At 69.8% G+C, this 14,784-nt stretch carries 13 protein-coding genes; 7 read left to right on the top strand and 6 right to left on the bottom strand.

Annotation, left to right across the window (positions count from 1 at the left end):
- Both ACWGDB_RS32910 and ACWGDB_RS32915 read left to right on the top strand, forming a co-directional pair.
- Positions 1-264 (top strand): chitinase (locus ACWGDB_RS32910; RefSeq protein ID WP_453825792.1); only part of this gene is annotated, 264 nt, incomplete at its 5' end.
- 13 nt (positions 265-277) lie between these two features.
- On the top strand, positions 278-1,045 hold the full coding sequence (locus tag ACWGDB_RS32915; protein ID WP_453825793.1) for an NPP1 family protein: 768 nt from the start codon (positions 278-280) through the stop codon (positions 1,043-1,045).
- 65 nt (positions 1,046-1,110) lie between these two features.
- Here the strand turns inward: ACWGDB_RS32915 and ACWGDB_RS32920 are convergent, their stop codons facing one another.
- The 3 genes from ACWGDB_RS32920 to ACWGDB_RS32930 all read right to left on the bottom strand — a co-directional run bounded on the left by ACWGDB_RS32920 (position 1,111) and on the right by ACWGDB_RS32930 (position 4,970).
- Entirely contained in the window at positions 1,111-2,466 is a 1,356-nt protein-coding gene (locus tag ACWGDB_RS32920; RefSeq protein ID WP_453825794.1) for an MFS transporter, read from the bottom strand.
- Positions 2,467-2,531: 65 nt separating this feature from the next.
- On the bottom strand, positions 2,532-4,007 hold the full coding sequence (locus ACWGDB_RS32925; protein ID WP_453825795.1) for an NAD-dependent succinate-semialdehyde dehydrogenase: 1,476 nt from the start codon (positions 4,005-4,007) through the stop codon (positions 2,532-2,534).
- A 165-nt stretch (positions 4,008-4,172) separates the two neighbouring features.
- The gene (locus tag ACWGDB_RS32930; RefSeq protein WP_453825796.1) at positions 4,173-4,970 is read right to left on the bottom strand and encodes an IclR family transcriptional regulator; all 798 of its coding nucleotides are present in this window, start codon (positions 4,968-4,970) and stop codon (positions 4,173-4,175) included.
- A 221-nt stretch (positions 4,971-5,191) separates the two neighbouring features.
- On the opposite strand from ACWGDB_RS32930, the gene fae reads away from it, so the two are divergent.
- The 5 genes from fae (at position 5,192) to ACWGDB_RS32955 (ending at position 10,683) form a co-directional block, all read left to right on the top strand.
- Entirely contained in the window at positions 5,192-5,731 is a 540-nt protein-coding gene (gene fae, locus ACWGDB_RS32935; protein ID WP_453825797.1) for a formaldehyde-activating enzyme, read from the top strand.
- Positions 5,728-6,840 (top strand): mandelate racemase/muconate lactonizing enzyme family protein, encoded by a 1,113-nt coding sequence (locus tag ACWGDB_RS32940; protein ID WP_453825798.1) that lies wholly within the window; start codon positions 5,728-5,730, stop codon positions 6,838-6,840. The genes fae and ACWGDB_RS32940 overlap by 4 nt, the downstream gene beginning before the upstream one ends.
- Positions 6,837-8,357, top strand: a complete 1,521-nt coding sequence (locus ACWGDB_RS32945; protein ID WP_453825799.1) for an aldehyde dehydrogenase — start codon at positions 6,837-6,839, stop codon at positions 8,355-8,357. Before ACWGDB_RS32940 ends, ACWGDB_RS32945 begins: the two co-directional genes overlap by 4 nt.
- Before the next feature lie 80 nt (positions 8,358-8,437).
- Complete coding sequence (locus ACWGDB_RS32950) at positions 8,438-9,376, top strand: NAD(P)-dependent oxidoreductase (protein WP_453825800.1); 939 nt, start codon at positions 8,438-8,440, stop codon at positions 9,374-9,376.
- Between the two features lie 146 nt (positions 9,377-9,522).
- The gene (locus ACWGDB_RS32955; RefSeq protein WP_453825801.1) at positions 9,523-10,683 is read left to right on the top strand and encodes an iron-containing alcohol dehydrogenase family protein; all 1,161 of its coding nucleotides are present in this window, start codon (positions 9,523-9,525) and stop codon (positions 10,681-10,683) included.
- Positions 10,684-10,728: 45 nt separating this feature from the next.
- On the opposite strand, the gene rph is transcribed toward ACWGDB_RS32955, so the two are convergent.
- From rph to ACWGDB_RS32970, 3 genes are all read right to left on the bottom strand, one after another.
- Positions 10,729-13,332, bottom strand: a complete 2,604-nt coding sequence (gene rph / locus ACWGDB_RS32960) for a rifamycin-inactivating phosphotransferase (RefSeq protein WP_453825802.1) — start codon at positions 13,330-13,332, stop codon at positions 10,729-10,731.
- A 203-nt stretch (positions 13,333-13,535) separates the two neighbouring features.
- Positions 13,536-14,144, bottom strand: a complete 609-nt coding sequence (locus ACWGDB_RS32965; RefSeq protein WP_453825803.1) for an exonuclease domain-containing protein — start codon at positions 14,142-14,144, stop codon at positions 13,536-13,538.
- Between the two features lie 99 nt (positions 14,145-14,243).
- On the bottom strand, positions 14,244-14,693 hold the full coding sequence (locus ACWGDB_RS32970) for an SRPBCC family protein (protein ID WP_453825804.1): 450 nt from the start codon (positions 14,691-14,693) through the stop codon (positions 14,244-14,246).
- Positions 14,694-14,784 lie beyond the last annotated feature (91 nt).

Below are 14,784 nucleotides of genomic sequence, written 5' to 3' on the forward strand. Positions count from 1 at the left end.
AACAACCCCTGGCGGGTGCAGAACGAGGCCGCGGTCGCCTGGAAGACGGGTCTTTGGTACTGGAACACCCAGTCCGGCCCGGGCACCATGACCCCGCACAACGCGATGGTGAACCAGGCCGGCTTCGGCCAGACCATCCGCAGCATCAACGGCTCCCTGGAGTGCGACGGCAAGAACCCTGCGCAGGTCCAGAGCCGCGTGGACGCCTACAACCGGTTCACCTCGATCCTCGGCGTCTCGCCGGGCGGCAACCTCTACTGCTGAGCCGGGAGCCGTGATGCGCAAGTTGAGATCCCTCGCCAAGGTCGCCCTCGGCGCCCTCGGCGCGATGACGCTCGTCGTGGCCCTCCCGGCGAGTGCCCACGCCAACGTCCTGACCCTGCTGCCGCAGAACGCCGACGGTCTGGAGCAGACGTTCTCCCCGGCCTACGACTACGACGGCGACGGCTGCTACGCCACGGCCGCCATCGGCGCCGACGGGACCCTCAACCCAGGTCTCAAGCTCGGCGGCGACGTCAACGGCAAGTGCCACGACTACGCGCAGCTCGCGAATGCCAACACCTACTCGCGCGCGAAGTGCAACAACGGCTGGTGCGCGGTGATGTACGCGAGCTACTTCGAGAAGGACCAGATCACCCTCGGTCCGGCGGCCCTCGGGCACACCCACGACTGGGAACACGTCATCGTGTGGATCAGCAACAACCAGGCCGCATACGTGTCCGTGTCCCAGCACAACACCTACCAGGCGGCGGCTCGTTCGGCGATTCGCTTCGACGGCACCCACCCGAAGATCGTCTACCACAAGGACGGCATCTCCAGTCACTGCTTCCGGTTCGCCGACACCAACGACGAACCGGCGGAGAACGCCACCGGCAACTGGTTCTTCCCGCGCCTGGTGGGCTGGGAGGGCTATCCGGCCGGATACCGCGACAAGCTCATGAGCGCCGACTTCGGCTCGGCCACGATCAAGATCGACGACGGCGACTTCCAGTGGGCTCTCAACTACGCGAAGCCCTCCGGAATCCCCTTCGACGCCTACGCGTGACGCTCGACAGTGCACGGCCCCGCAGGCGCTCGCCCGCGGGGCCGTTCCTCTGTGGCGTGCGGTGGCTATGCCCCTCGTGCCTTGCGCGCCGCCCGTGCGAGGTCCATGTCGGTCGTCTCCGGGGCCAGGAACTGCGAGACCAGACCACCGAGGGCGAGCACACCCGCACCGACGAGGAGCACGAACTCCGCCCCGAACCGTTCCAGTCCCATCGGCAGCAGGAAGGTGCCGATGGCCGCGCCGACCCGGCTCATCGCGGTGGCGAAGCCGACGCCCGTGGTGCGCAGGGCGGTCGGGAAGACCTCCAGGGGATAGACAGCGGTCAGTGCGCTCGAAGCGGCGTTGAGGAAGATGAAGAACAGGAATCCGCCGACGATGACCGGCGTCGACGTCGGCCACAACGCGACCAGGGCCAGACAGCCGGCGGTGATCCAGAACGGCGGGATGAGCAGCCTGCGCCGGCCGATCCGGTCGACGACGAGGCAGCCCGCCGTCACGCCGGCCACAGCGGTGAACGAGTAGACGAGCAGCGCCGCGACCGCGTTGTCACCCATGTTGAGGGCCTCGAAGACCTGGGTCCAGAACGTGCCGATGGCGAAGTACGGCAGCACCAGAGCCGCCCAGAAGACGCTCGCGAACACCGTGCTGCGCAGGTGCCGGCGATGGAACAGCGCACCGAACCCCTCCTTCGCGGGGGCATCACGCTCCTCGAGTTCCGCGTCGACGTCGACTTCGATGCCGTACTTCTCGATCAACACCTCCGCTTCCTCGCGGCGCCCCTTGCTCAGCAGCCATCGTGCCGACTCAGGGATGCCGCCACGCAGCGCCACGCACACCACGGCGATGACCGCGCTGCTGGCCAGCGACCAGCGCCAGCCGCCGTCGACCTCGGCGAAGAGAGCGCCGACGACGGTCGCCAGCGCGTAGCCGACGTACCAGCTGATCTCCAGGCTGGCCAGCAGCCGGCCGCGGCCCTGGCGAGGCGCGTACTCGGACAGCAGCGGCGCGCCGATCGCGTACTCGCCGCCGATCGCCACGCCCATCAGCAGGCGGATCAGGAACAGTTGGAGTCCGTCGGCGACGAAGAACTGCAGGACCGAGCCGATCAGGAAGATCAGCATGTCGACGAGGAACACGGGGCGGCGGCCGAACCGGTCCGCGAGCCGCCCGAAGAGAGGCCCGCCGACGAAGATGCCGATCAGTGGGGAGGCGCCGACCAGTCCCTGCATGAGGGGGGAGAGATGGAGGTCGGCGGTCAACGCGGTCATCGCCATGCCGATGCCGCCGATGATGTAGCCGTCGATGCCCTGCCCGATCTGGGTGGCGAGTTTCAACTTGGTGTGCAGACGGCGGCGTTCACGCGTGAAGTCGGGGACTTCCGGGGTGCTGGGCTGGTTCTGGGTCGCAGGCGTCATTGCCATGGGCGGTCCTTGTCCTGAGCGACGTGAGCAGAGGGGAGAGCGGGGGGAGCGGGGAAGGGCAGGGATCAGAGCGGCCAGTCGAGGGCGATGTACTGCGTCTCCAGGAAGGCCTCGATGCCTTCGCGGCCGCCTTCCCGGCCGAGACCGGACTGCTTGACGCCGCCGAACGGGGCCGCGGGGTCGGACAGCAGACCGCGGTTGACGCCGACCATGCCCGCCTCGAGGCGCTCGGCGATCCGCAGGGCGCGGCCGACGTCGCGGGAGTAGACGTACGAGGCGAGACCGTGCACCGTCGCGTTGGCGCGCGTCAGCATCTCGTCCTCGTCGGTGAACGTGGTGAGGGGCGCCACCGGTCCGAAGACCTCCTCGTGGAGGATGCGGGCGTCGTCGGGTACGTCGACGAGCACGGTCGCCGGATGGAAGTGGCCGGGCCCGTCGGGCGTGGTGCCCTGCGCGGCGATCTGCGCGCCGCGCCCGAGCGCGTCGTCGACGAGCGAGCGGATCTTGTCGACGGCCGCCCGGTTGATCATGGGGCCGAGCGTGACGCCCTCCTCCAGGCCGGGGCCCGTCCGTACGGCTGCCATGGCGGCGCCGAACTTCTCGGTGAACTCGGCGGCGGCCGACTCGTGGACGTAGAACCGGTTGGCGGCGATGCAGACTTCGCCGCCGCCGCGCATTTTGGCGTCCATCGCGCCGCTCACCGCCGCGTCGATGTCGGCGTCCTCGCAGACGACGAAGGGGGCGTTGCCACCCAGTTCCATGGTCACGTTGACGACGTTCGCCGCGGCCTGCTCCAGGAGCAGCCTGCCGGTTGCGGTGGAGCCCGTGAACGAGAACTTGCGGACCCGTTCGTCGCCGAGCCAGGCGGACACCACCTCGGGGGCGCGGTCGGTCGGCAGGACGTTCAACAGCCCGTCGGGCAGACCGGCTTCAGCGAGGAGAGCGGCGATGGCGAGAGCGGTGAGCGGGGTCTCCGGCGCGGGCTTGAGCAGGACCGGACAGCCCGCCGCGAGCGCCGGGGCGATCTTCCGGGTGGCCATGGCGGCCGGGAAGTTCCAGGGCGTCACGAAGGCGGTGACGCCGACGGGGTGCTTGCGTACGACATGCCGGAAACCGCCTGCCGGTGCGTCCGCGAACGAGGAGCCGATCCGGACCGCTTCCTCGGCGAACCACCGGAAGAACTCGGCGGCGTAGGCGACTTCGCCGGCCGCGTCACGGTACGCCTTGCCGTTCTCCAGCACGATCAGCCGGGCGAGGGTGTCGGTGTGTTCGCGCATCAGCTCGAAGGCCGTGTGCAGGATCTCGGAACGGCGCCGGGGTGGTGTCGTACGCCAGCCGGCCGCGGCGGACCGGGCCGCCTCGATCGCCGCGCGGGCGTCCTCCGGTCCGGCCGAGGAGACCTCGCGGACCAGGTCGCCGGTGGCCGGGTCGAGGACGGGGTAGGTCCGTCCGTCGGCGGCCGGGAGCCAGCGGCCGCCGAGGAACACATCGCCTTCGGCGAGCGGGGCCTTGGCCAGGAGGTCGATGCCGGCGAGGTTCATGAGCTGCTCTTTTCTCCGTTCCGGACGGGGGCTCGTCCGATGCGCGGTGAATTTACGAGGGCGTCATGGGGCCGACAAGACAACCTCGGCGGATCGCAACCGTGGTTGCTGTGAGGGCAACTCGCTCGCAGCCCTTGCGCGGGGGAACGGAGAGTGGTGGAGCCGTCAGGTCAGCCGGGCCCGCACCTGCGGAGTGCGCCGGGGTTCCCAGCCCAGCAGCGACGACACCCGTCCCGCGGCCCGAGCCGTCGTGCGCCCCGCCACGTCGAGACGGTCGCCGAGCCGGGACTTGGGCGCGGAGATGTTGATGGCCGCGACCACCCGGCCCCGGAAGTCGCGCACCGGCGCCGACACCCCGACCAGGCCCTCCTCGAACTCCTCGCTCACCCGCGCGTAACCCTGCCGTTTGGCGTCCTGGATGAGGGTCCACAGCTCCTGCACCGGCATCTCACCGGTCGTGCCGAAGCGGACGTACAGCTCGTCCGGTGTCGCGTCGGCGAGCAGGACGCGGCCCGCGGACAGCCGCCAGGCGGGCACCCCGCGTCCCTCCCAGCCATGGACGCGGAAGGAGTGCCCGGAGATCGACAGCAGGGTGAGGACCTCACGGTCGCTGAGCACACACAGGTGGCTGGTCTCCTCCAGATCCGCCGACAGGGTGTGCATGACCGGCTCGGCCACCCGCACCAGGCGGCTCTCGGAAGTGCGGGCCACAAGGGAGAACAGCCGCCAGCCCAGCCGGTACTCCAGGGTGTCGGGGTCACGCTCGACGATGCCCTCGGCGGCGAGCGCCTTCAGGGCCCGGGAGACCTGCGTCTTCTCGCGACCCACCAGTTGTGCGAGGCGTACGACGCCGAGCCCGCCGGCGTTCTGCGCCTCGTCGGACGCGAGCGCCTCCAGCAGGTCGATGTCGCGGCGCAGGCCATGTCCGCGGGAAGCCGAGGAAGAGTCGGTCACGGAGGTCATCGTATGCGGGCACACCGGCTGAGGAACCCCCAGGTCAGGCATGAAGTTGTCAGGAGAGCAACCGGCATTTCGATTCCCGCGACCGCCTTGCGGGGGGATGGCGGCCGACCTAGATTCGCCGCATCGAGCCGGATGAACTGCGAGGTATGCGAGCTTTGCTCTCGCTCGTCGGATCCACCGGCCCGCCACAGCTCCCCGCTCCCGGAGATCCAGGAGATCCCATGCCTTCGCCCTTTGCCCCGACCGCGCTCATCGGCGAGTCCTTCGTCGGTGAGGGCGCCAACGCCGCCCACACGAATGTCGTGATCGGACGCAAGGGCGGCCCCGTCGAGACCGCCTGGGCGACGGCGCTGGCCACACCGAGCGCAGGGCACGTCCCGTTCATGACGGTGGTACGGCCGTCCGTCCCCGTGAAGCCGCTGACCCTGTTCGTGGCCAAGGCCGCCGCGGAGGGCGAGCTGCACCAGCGTGCCACCTGGGGTTCCGCCCAGGCCGGACTCGCGCAGGGGATCTCGGACGCGGTCGACGCGGGGCTGATCCCCGCCGAGGAGGCCGACGATCTGCTGATCATCGCCGCGATGTGGATCAATCCCGCGGTCGACGACCTGGACGAGTCCTTCCGCAACCAGCGTGCCGCCGCCCACGACGCGATACGGGCCGCGGTGACCGGCACCCCCACCGTCTCCGACGTACAGACCGCCGCCAAGCAGGGGCCGACGAACCCGTTCTACACGCCGACCGCCGAGGTGCTCGCCCGATGAAGATCACAGACATCACCCTGGACCGGCTGCGCCTCGAACTGGACCCGCCCTTCCGCGCCGCCTGGGACCCCGAGCCGCGTCGGCACTTCGACGCCACGATCGTCCGCGTCCACACCGACGAGGGCGTCACCGGCATCGGCTCCGGCGACCTCATGGACGGCTTCGAGACGTACAAGCACCTGTTCGTCGGCGAGGACCCCCTCGACATCACCCGGCACGTCAAGGCGATCGAGACCGCCAACTTCCACGGCGCCCACTACTGGCCCCTGGAAGCCGCCCTGTGGGACATCATCGGCAAGGTGCACGGCCGCCCGGTGTCGGAGCTCTTCGGCAACGCGGCGAAGCGGCTGCCCGCATACGCCTCCTCCGGCGAGCTCAAGTCACCCGAGGAGCGCGTCGCGACGGCCCTGAAGGTGCGCGAGGCCGGCTTCCGCGCCCTGAAGATCCGTATCGACCGCAACCGGATCGACGAGGGCGTCGCGGCCGTACGTGCCGTGCGCGAGGAACTCGGGGCAGGCTTCGAGATCATGGTCGACCTCAACCAGTCCTGGCGGATGGCCGGCGACACGGCGAACGCCTCCGACCTGGCCAAGACCCGCAGGACCATCGCGCGGCTCGCCGAGCTCGACGTGTTCTGGGTCGAGGAGCCACTGCCGTACGCCGACCTGAACGGCTTCAAGCGGCTGCGCGCCGAGAACCCCGGCGTCCGCATCGCCGCCGGGGAGATGCACCACTCGCCCACCGAGTTGCTGCGCTACCTCGAAGAGGACGCCCTGGACGTCTACCAGATGGACGTGGTGCTCGCGATCGGCATGCACCGCGCCCGCACCCTGGCCGAACTGGCACAGCTGAAGCACCGTCAGTTCACCCCGCACAGCTGGACCAACGGCATCGGCGTGCTCGCCAACCTGCACGTCGCGGCGGGCGTCGGCGGCGGCCCCTTTTTCGAGTTCCCCTACGACCCGCCCGGCTGGACGCCCGAGCGCCGCGACTTCATGCTCGCCGAGCCCGTCCGCGTCAACGCCGAGGGCGACCTCGAGATCCCGGACAAGCCCGGCCTCGGCGTCGAACTGGACGAGGACGCGATCGACCGCTGGAGGATCAAGTGACGTACACCATCGACGAGTTGCTCAAGCGCTCGCACGACGAGTGGCTGACCGCGGCGAGCAAGCTCACCTTCGAGACACGCCCCTTCATCGACGGCGCCTTCACCGACGCCACCTCCGGCGACAGCCTCACCAGCGTCTCGCCGCGCGACGGCGCCGTGCTCGCGGAGGTCCAGGCCGCCGGCGCCGAGGACGTCGACCGGGCGGTACGTTCCGCACGCGCCGCCTTCGAGGACGGCCGCTGGCGCGACCTCGCGCCGAGGGAACGCAAGAGCGTCCTGCTGCGCTGGGCCGACCTGATCCGGGCGAACGCCGAGGAACTGGCGCTGCTGGACACCCTGGAGATGGGCAAGCCCATCACCGAGTCGGTGCGCATCGACGTGGACAAGGCCGCCGAGACCATCGCCTGGTACGCCGAGGCCATCGACAAGACGTACGACGAGGTGGCCCCGACCCCGGGGGACGCGCTGGCGCTGATCACCAGGGAGCCGCTGGGTGTCGTCGGCGCGGTCGTGCCGTGGAACTACGCGCTGCTGATCGCCAGCTGGAAGCTTGCCCCGGCGCTCGCCACCGGCAACAGCGTCGTCCTCAAGCCCGCCGAGCAGACCTCCCTCTCCGCCCTCCGGCTGGCGGCACTGGCCACCGAGGCCGGGCTGCCCGACGGCGTGTTCAACGTGATCCCCGGCCGGGGCGAGGTCGCCGGGCAGGCCCTCGGCCGCCACTGCGAGGTCGACAAGATCGCCTTCACCGGCTCGGCCGAGGTCGCCCGGCTCTTCCAGGTGTACGCGGGCGAGTCCAACGGCAAGCAGGTCGCCGTGGAGGCCGGCGGCAAGTCGCCGCAGCTCGTGCTCGCCGACGCCGACATCGAGGCCGCCGCGTCCGCCGTGGCCTGGGGGATCTTCTACAACGCGGGGCAGACCTGCAACGCCGGTTCGCGTGTCGTGGTCCACGCGTCGGTGAAGGACCAACTCCTGGCCGCTGTACAGCGGATCACCGCCGACACTTTCCGCGTCGGCGACCCGCTCGACCCCGCCACCGTCATGGGCCCCATCGTCGACGAGGCCCAACTGGCCAAGATCCTCGGCTACATCGAGCGCGGCAGGACGGACGGGGCGCAGGTGCTCCTGGGCGGCGGACGCACCCTCACCGAGACCGGCGGCACCTTCGTCGAGCCGACCGTGCTCGACGGCGTGGCGAACACGTCCACCGTCGGCCAGGAGGAGATCTTCGGCCCGGTCCTGGCCGTCGTGTCGTACGACGGCGACGTCGACGAGGGCGTACGGCTGGCCAACCAGAGCGACTTCGGCCTCGTCGCCTCCGTCTGGACCCGGGACATCACGATCGCCCACCGCACCGCCAAGCGGCTGCGGGCCGGCACGGTCTGGATCAACACGTTCGACGCCAGTGACGTCATCACCCCCTTCGGCGGCTTCAAGGCCACCGGCGCGGGACGCGACAAGTCCCTGCACGCGCTGGACGCGTACACGGCGCTGAAGACGACCTGGATCAACCTGGCCTGACCGGCCCACCACCGCACCGCACCCCTTCACCAGAGCACCTTTCACCTGCACATCCCTACAGAGCCGTAGCGAGGACAACGATGAGGATCGGTTTCATCGGACTGGGCAACATGGGAAGCCACATGGCCCGCCACCTGATCCACGCGGGACACCTGGTCACCGTGCACGACACCCGGCCCGAGGCCGCCGCCGAGCACCTGGCGCTCGGCGCACGCTGGGCCGACACCCCGGCGGCGTGCGCCAGCGACGCCGAACTGCTCGTCACGATGCTGCCGAATCCGCGCATCGTCGAGGACGTGCTGCTTCGTGGCCGGGCTGCCGAGGCGCTCCCCGAGGGCGCCCTGTGGATCGACATGTCGACCTCCACGCCGGCCGCCGCGGAACGGGTCGCCGCCGAGGTGCTCGACCGGCGCGGCGTACGCCGTCTGGACGCCCCCGTCAGCGGCATGGCGCGCGGCGCAGAGGCCGGACGGCTGCAGATATTCGTCGGCGGGACGGCGGACGACTTCCGCATGTGCCTGCCGGTGCTCGAAGCCATGGGCGACCCCGACAAGGTGCTGCACGTGGGCCCGCTCGGCGCCGGCTACACCGTCAAGCTGATGATCAATATGCTGTGGTTCAGCCACCTCGTCGCCACGTCCGAGGTGCTGGCCATGGGCGTGAAGGCGGGCGTGGACCTCGGTGTGCTGCGCAGCTCGCTGCTCGCCAGCCCGGCCGCCTCGAACTTCCTCGAGAACGACATCCTGTGCGTCCTTGCCGACGGCGACTACGACGACTCCTTCGCCATGGCCCTCGCCTGCAAGGACCTCGGACTCGCCATCGACCTCGGCCGCGACATCGGCGTCTCCACGGAACTGTCCGCGCTCGTGGAGCAGATCTTCCGCCGCTCCAAGGCGCACCACGGAGACCTGGCCGGCGAGATGAGCCCGGTACGTCTCTACGAAGCCCTGGCCGGAGCGGAGTTCCGCCTCCCGAACCCGGCCGCCGCCCATGACGACGCGGCACTGAGCCCTGTGTGATCCGCTGGATCCGTTAGCGTCCCGCCGGGCCGGTCAGGCCGGCTCGGCGGGACCGGCCCCCACTCCGTCTCCCTCTGCAACACCTCCCTCTTCCCTCTTCCTTCCGAGCACCGCACGTCCCGCCGCGTCTTCAGGAGCCGAACGCCATGGGCGAGTCCCGCACCGACCAGCTGACCATCGACCCGACCTGCCGCATCGAGTTCGGCCCCGGCCGCCTCGCACACCTCCCGGAGCTGGTCTCCTCCCTCGGCATGAACCGCGCGTTCGTCGTCACCGACCGGGGTCTGCGGGCTGCCGGCATCGTCGACCAGGTGCTCAAGGTCCTGGACACGGCGGGCCTGGAGCACGGCGTGTACGACGGCGTCGGCGCCAACCCGTCCACCGGCAACGTCGACGAGGGCGCCGCCCGGGCCCGTGCCTTCGGCCCGTCGGTCGTCGTCGCCCTCGGCGGAGGCTCGGTCCTCGACGCGGCCAAGGGCATCTCGCTGCTCGTCGGCAACACCGACGCGGCGGCGGCCGACGCGGACGCGCTGTGGGATGCGCTCGACGGCCTGCCGCTGATCGCGATCCCCACCACTTCGGGCACGGGCGCGGAGACCAACGGCTTCGGCGTCATCGAGGACGCCGCCGCCTGCCGCAAGGTGTACATCGGCCACGCCTCGGTCAAACCCCGGATCGCGCTCCTCGACCCGGAGCTGACGCTCGGCCTGCCGGCCCGGATCACGGCCGCGACCGGCATCGATGCCCTCGTCCACGGCATCGAGTCCCTGGCCTCGCGCGGCGCCAACCCGGTCTCGGTGGCGTACGCGACCCAGGCCGTGGCCATGGTCGGGCGCCGGCTGCCTGCCGCCCACCGTGACGGCTCGGACCTGGAGGCCCGCGCCCAGCTGATGCTCGGCGCCCACCTGGCCGGCCAGGCACTGACCATCTCCGGCCTGGGCCTGGTCCACGGCATCGGTCACGCTCTCACCGCCCACACCGGCACCCCGCACGGCATCGCCCTCGCCGCCGTCCTGGAGGAGGTCCTGGAGTTCAGCGCCCCGGCCGCCCAGGACGCCTACGAGCAGACCGCCCGCGCACTCCGTCTCGCCCCGCCCGCCGACGGCGACTGGGCCCGCGCCGCGATCGACGCCGTACGCGAGATCTCCGGCGCCCTCGACATCAAGCAGCCCCTGCGCGACCTGGGCGTCCGCCCGGACATGCTGCGCCCGATCGCCTCCGGCGCCCTCGCGGACGCGGTGACCCGCAACGCACCGCGACAGCCGACGGAGGAGGAGATCGTGGGGATCCTCGAAGCGGTGCTTTAGCCTCGGGCTTTCACGAAGGGCGCTGTCCGGGCCCGGAGCGGTCGGTCACGGCAGGATCTCGACGTACCCGTCGGTTCCGTGCACGCGGATCCGCTGCCCGTCACGGATCAGCCGGGTGGCCTGCTCCACGCCCACGACGGCCGGCAAGCCGTACTCCCGGGCGATCACCGCGCCATGGGTCATCAGGCCGCCCACCTCCGTCACCAGGCCCGCGATGCCGACGAACAGCGGCGACCAGCTGGGGTCCGTGAAGGGCGTGACCAGGATGTCGCCCGCTTCGAGATCGGCGTCCGCCATGTCCAGGATGATGCGGGCCCGTCCCTCGACGGTCCCGGCGGAAACCGGCAGGCCGACCAGGGCGCCGGCCGGCACGTCGTCGCGCCGGTACGCCCCGGTGAGGGCCTCACCGTCCGAGGTGAGCACCCGGGGCGGTGTGAGCGCGTGGTACGAGCGGAACGCGTCCTTGCGCTGCTGGACGAGCCGGCCGTCCACCCGGTGCGAGCGCGAGACGTCGCGGAGTTCCTGGAACGTGAGGTAGAAGATGTCGTCCTTCTCAGGCAGCACACCTGCCGCCACGAGGCTCTCGGCCTCTTTCAACAGGGCCTGCTTGTAGACGAAGTAGCGGCTGATGATGCCGTACTTCGGGTACTCCCGGTACCCGATGAAGGCTCGGACCCGGTCGATCATCCGCTTGGCCTCGTCGGCCTTCCGGTCCCCGTCCGGCAGGGCCCGCAGGCGTGACAGCACATCCTGTTCCTTGTGCTGCGCCTTCTGCCGCCCTTGCTCGAAGCGCCGCTCGGCGGCGCCCGGCTCGAAGTTCCTGACGTGGTCGAGGATCACGGGCACGAGCGTGGTGGGGTGCTCGCGCCAACGCGGCCTCGTGATGTCGATCTCGCCGACGCAGCGCATGCCGTACCGGTCGAGGTAGGCCTCGATGGCGTCGCGCGCCTCGGTCCCGCCCGCGAGCTTCGCAAGGTCGTCCAAGAAGCCGTCGTCCTCGACTCCCTGCAGGAACGCCACCACCTCCGCATGCGGGCGGATCACGTCGGCGACATCGAGCAGCGCGAGGCCCATTTCCGAGGTGATGTTGTCGGGGGCGGACAGCGTCAGTGTGTCAGCGACGTTCTTCTCGTCCAGCCACTCCTGCAGCTTGTCGTTGAGCCACCATGTGGCCTCCATCCCCGCCATGATCGCCTGCAGGTTCAGCGGATCGCCGAGGACTCGCTTGTGCTCCTCGAAGGCCTCCAGCAGGAAGTCGAACAGCGCCGGTCCGCTCCTCGTCCGGATGTCGCGCTCCAGGGCGGCGATGGACTCCTGGCTGCGCGTGATCAGCTCGGTGACGATGGCCGGGTCCGGGTCGGTGTCGATCGGGGAGGGCGCACCGCCGGCCGGAGGCCTGCCGGGATCCGCGTCCGGGACCGACGGGACGAAGTCGTCGCGGTCGAGGACGGTCTCCAGGGCGTCCCTGACCAGCGGATCGCCCTTCCCCAGCACGTCCAGGAGGCCGGCGCGGCTCGCGGGCGATGCCAGGCGCCGGGTGACGTCGACGAACAGCCTCCCGCCGGCCTCGTGCATCGGCACCATGGCCGTCAGCTGCCACATGGAGAGCCCCAGGGGCTTCATGGGGTCGGTCATCATCTGCCCATGACCGACGGAGACGTAGACGTGATTCTCCTGGTCGCCGGTCTCGGGGATGGGAAACAGCGTCGTGATCGGTCGGCTCTGAACGATCCGGAAGTCATCGTCGCCCAGGCACCATTCGATGTCCTGCGGGCGGCCGAAGTGCGCTTCGATCCGCCGCCCGAGCTGTACGAGCCGCAGGACCTGAGCATCCGTCAGCGCCGGTTGCTCCTGCTGCTGTGCGTCGATCGCCACTTCCTGCGTACCGCCGGCCGGCAGGGCGTGCACGGCACGGTGTTTGGCGGCGATCGCCCTGGCGACGACTTCGCCGCCCCGCACCGTGAAGACGTCCGGGTTCACCAGGCCGGAGACCAAGGCCTCGCCGAGGCCGAATCCGGCGTCCACGGTGGCGACCTTCCGGTTGCCCGTGACGGGGTCGGCCGTGAACAGGATGCCGGCGGCATGCGGGAGGACCATCCGCTGCACGACCACGGCCATGTGGACCGTACGGTGGTCGATGCCGTTGCGCTGACGGTAGGTCACGGCCCGCTCGGTGAACAGCGAAGCCCAGCACCGGCTGACGTGCTGGAGGATCGCCGTCGGTCCCACGACGTTCAGGTAGGTGTCCTGTTGTCCGGCAAACGAGGCCGTCGGCAGGTCCTCCGCCGTCGCGCTGGACCGGACGGCGTAGGCGGCCTGCTCGCCGAGGCGGCCGAGCGCGCGGGTGATCGCCGCCGCGAGATCGACCGGGATGGCAATCCCCTCGATGGTCCGCCGAATCTGCCCGCTGAGGGTGCGGATCGCCTCCCGGTCGTCCGGGCTCAGTCGCGACAGCTGATCGATCCGCTCGTCGACCGACGGGGCTTGCGCCATGATCCGCCGGAAGGCGTCCGTCGTCACGCAAAAGCCCCCCGGCACACGGATGCCTTCGATCCGCGACAGCCCGCCCAGGTGCGCGCCCTTGCCGCCGACGACCGCGACCTGCTTCTCGTCGACGTCCTGAAGATCCAACACGTACTGCTCGGTCACTTCGCTACCAACTTTGTCGTCGACAACAACACACGCACGTCGTGCCCCGTTTCCGCAGGTTGTGGCATCGGCCGACGATTCTGCGCCGTGACCCCGGTCTTGCGGCAAGCCCCCCGTCGCGCTATAAGTTGAGAGTGGCAAGGAGAGAGCTCTCCTTGCCTTTTCTGTTGGCCCTCCAAGGGAGCCGACACCCAGGCTCCGGCTCAGCTGTAAGGACGCCGCAGACAGCCGTCGGGCAGGGCGGCGCCGGTGCCGCGCAGGTATGCAAGGGCGGCGGCGAAGGAATAGCAGTCGAAAAGCGCGGAGTGCTCTTGACCCGCTGCGGGCTTGGGGAGACCGAGCACCTGCCACAGGCGGCCCACGTTGACCGTCGCCGTCTCCGGCGCGAGAGCATTCAGCCAAGGTCGGATATTCAGGAAATGCGCAGCGAGGTAACCGTTCTTGACCTCTTCGCCCCGCGCTCGCGCCCAGCCCACGTTCTCCCCGAGAACCACCATGTCGTTGCCGTAGGAGAGCACCGACTCGCCCCGGCAGAACCCCAGGAACTCGCCAAGTGCCTCTGCCGGGGAAATCGCCTCGCGATCCAGCGTCTCCTGGTCGATGCCGGTGAGATCGGTGAAGTACGCGGAAAGTCGGGGATTGGCGATGGGCTGCACCAGCGCCTCGAACTCCTCGACGACGGAACAGTCCTCGCGCAGGCGCAGTGCCCCGATCTGCACGATCTCGCGAAGCTGGCCCGGCGCCCCCCAATCCTGCTCAAGTGCCCCCGCCCATGACGTGAATTCAAGATCGAACACAATGAACGTGGACACGATGGGTCTCCCTCTGGCGCAAGTCGCCGTCAGATTACCCCGGCTATGGCATGGCCTATGCGCCGAACAATTGGCTGAATGTGCGCCGCTGCGTAGCCATCACCGAGCCGGCTCGGACTCCTCGGCGTAGCGGGCCAGTCCTTCTGCCATGCCCTGCATGAACTTCTGGAGGTAACGCGGCATGACCCAGCCCATCAGCCAGCTCGTCTCGTATGTGCCGTACCAGTGGATGACCGTGCCCGAGTGTGCTGTCGGCTTCAGTTCGATACGCGCGTGATAGTTGCGCATCGGGGTGTTGAACGCGTCTTCGTAGGCCAAGAGCCGTTGCTCGATCTTTTCGGTCAGCCGCTCCCCGGTCACGGTGCGCCCCGTCCGGAAAGCACGGACAGCACCGACGCCGTCGTCGCCGCCGGGATCGAGGTCGACCGACCGTGCCGTGTCCAGACTGTCCACCTTGGACCACAGCGGCCAGCTTGCCGCGTCGACCAGCAGCTTCCAGACGACATCCGGCGAGGCGCTGGTGGTCACTGTGACGTCGTATTTGTGCATGGTGAAGTTCTCCTGTCGCTGTCACCCGGGCCGGGCAGGTCGACGGCGTAGACGGTGTGGTGTTCGGCGAGTTCCGGCATGATCGGCAGCC

This window comes from Streptomyces sp. NPDC055013, assembly GCF_053608645.1.

Bases quoted from the DNA above. Each gene is read 5' to 3' on its own strand.
- ACWGDB_RS32915 (WP_453825793.1), top strand. From the start codon at position 278: ATGCGCAAGTTGAGATCCCTCGCCAAGGTCGCCCTCGGCGCCCTCGGC.
- ACWGDB_RS32920 (WP_453825794.1), bottom strand. From the start codon at position 2,466: ATGGCAATGACGCCTGCGACCCAGAACCAGCCCAGCACCCCGGAAGTC.
- ACWGDB_RS32925 (WP_453825795.1), bottom strand. From the start codon at position 4,007: ATGAACCTCGCCGGCATCGACCTCCTGGCCAAGGCCCCGCTCGCCGAA.
- ACWGDB_RS32930 (WP_453825796.1), bottom strand. From the start codon at position 4,970: ATGACCTCCGTGACCGACTCTTCCTCGGCTTCCCGCGGACATGGCCTG.
- fae (WP_453825797.1), top strand. From the start codon at position 5,192: ATGCCTTCGCCCTTTGCCCCGACCGCGCTCATCGGCGAGTCCTTCGTC.
- ACWGDB_RS32940 (WP_453825798.1), top strand. From the start codon at position 5,728: ATGAAGATCACAGACATCACCCTGGACCGGCTGCGCCTCGAACTGGAC.
- ACWGDB_RS32950 (WP_453825800.1), top strand. From the start codon at position 8,438: ATGAGGATCGGTTTCATCGGACTGGGCAACATGGGAAGCCACATGGCC.
- ACWGDB_RS32955 (WP_453825801.1), top strand. From the start codon at position 9,523: ATGGGCGAGTCCCGCACCGACCAGCTGACCATCGACCCGACCTGCCGC.
- ACWGDB_RS32970 (WP_453825804.1), bottom strand. From the start codon at position 14,693: ATGCACAAATACGACGTCACAGTGACCACCAGCGCCTCGCCGGATGTC.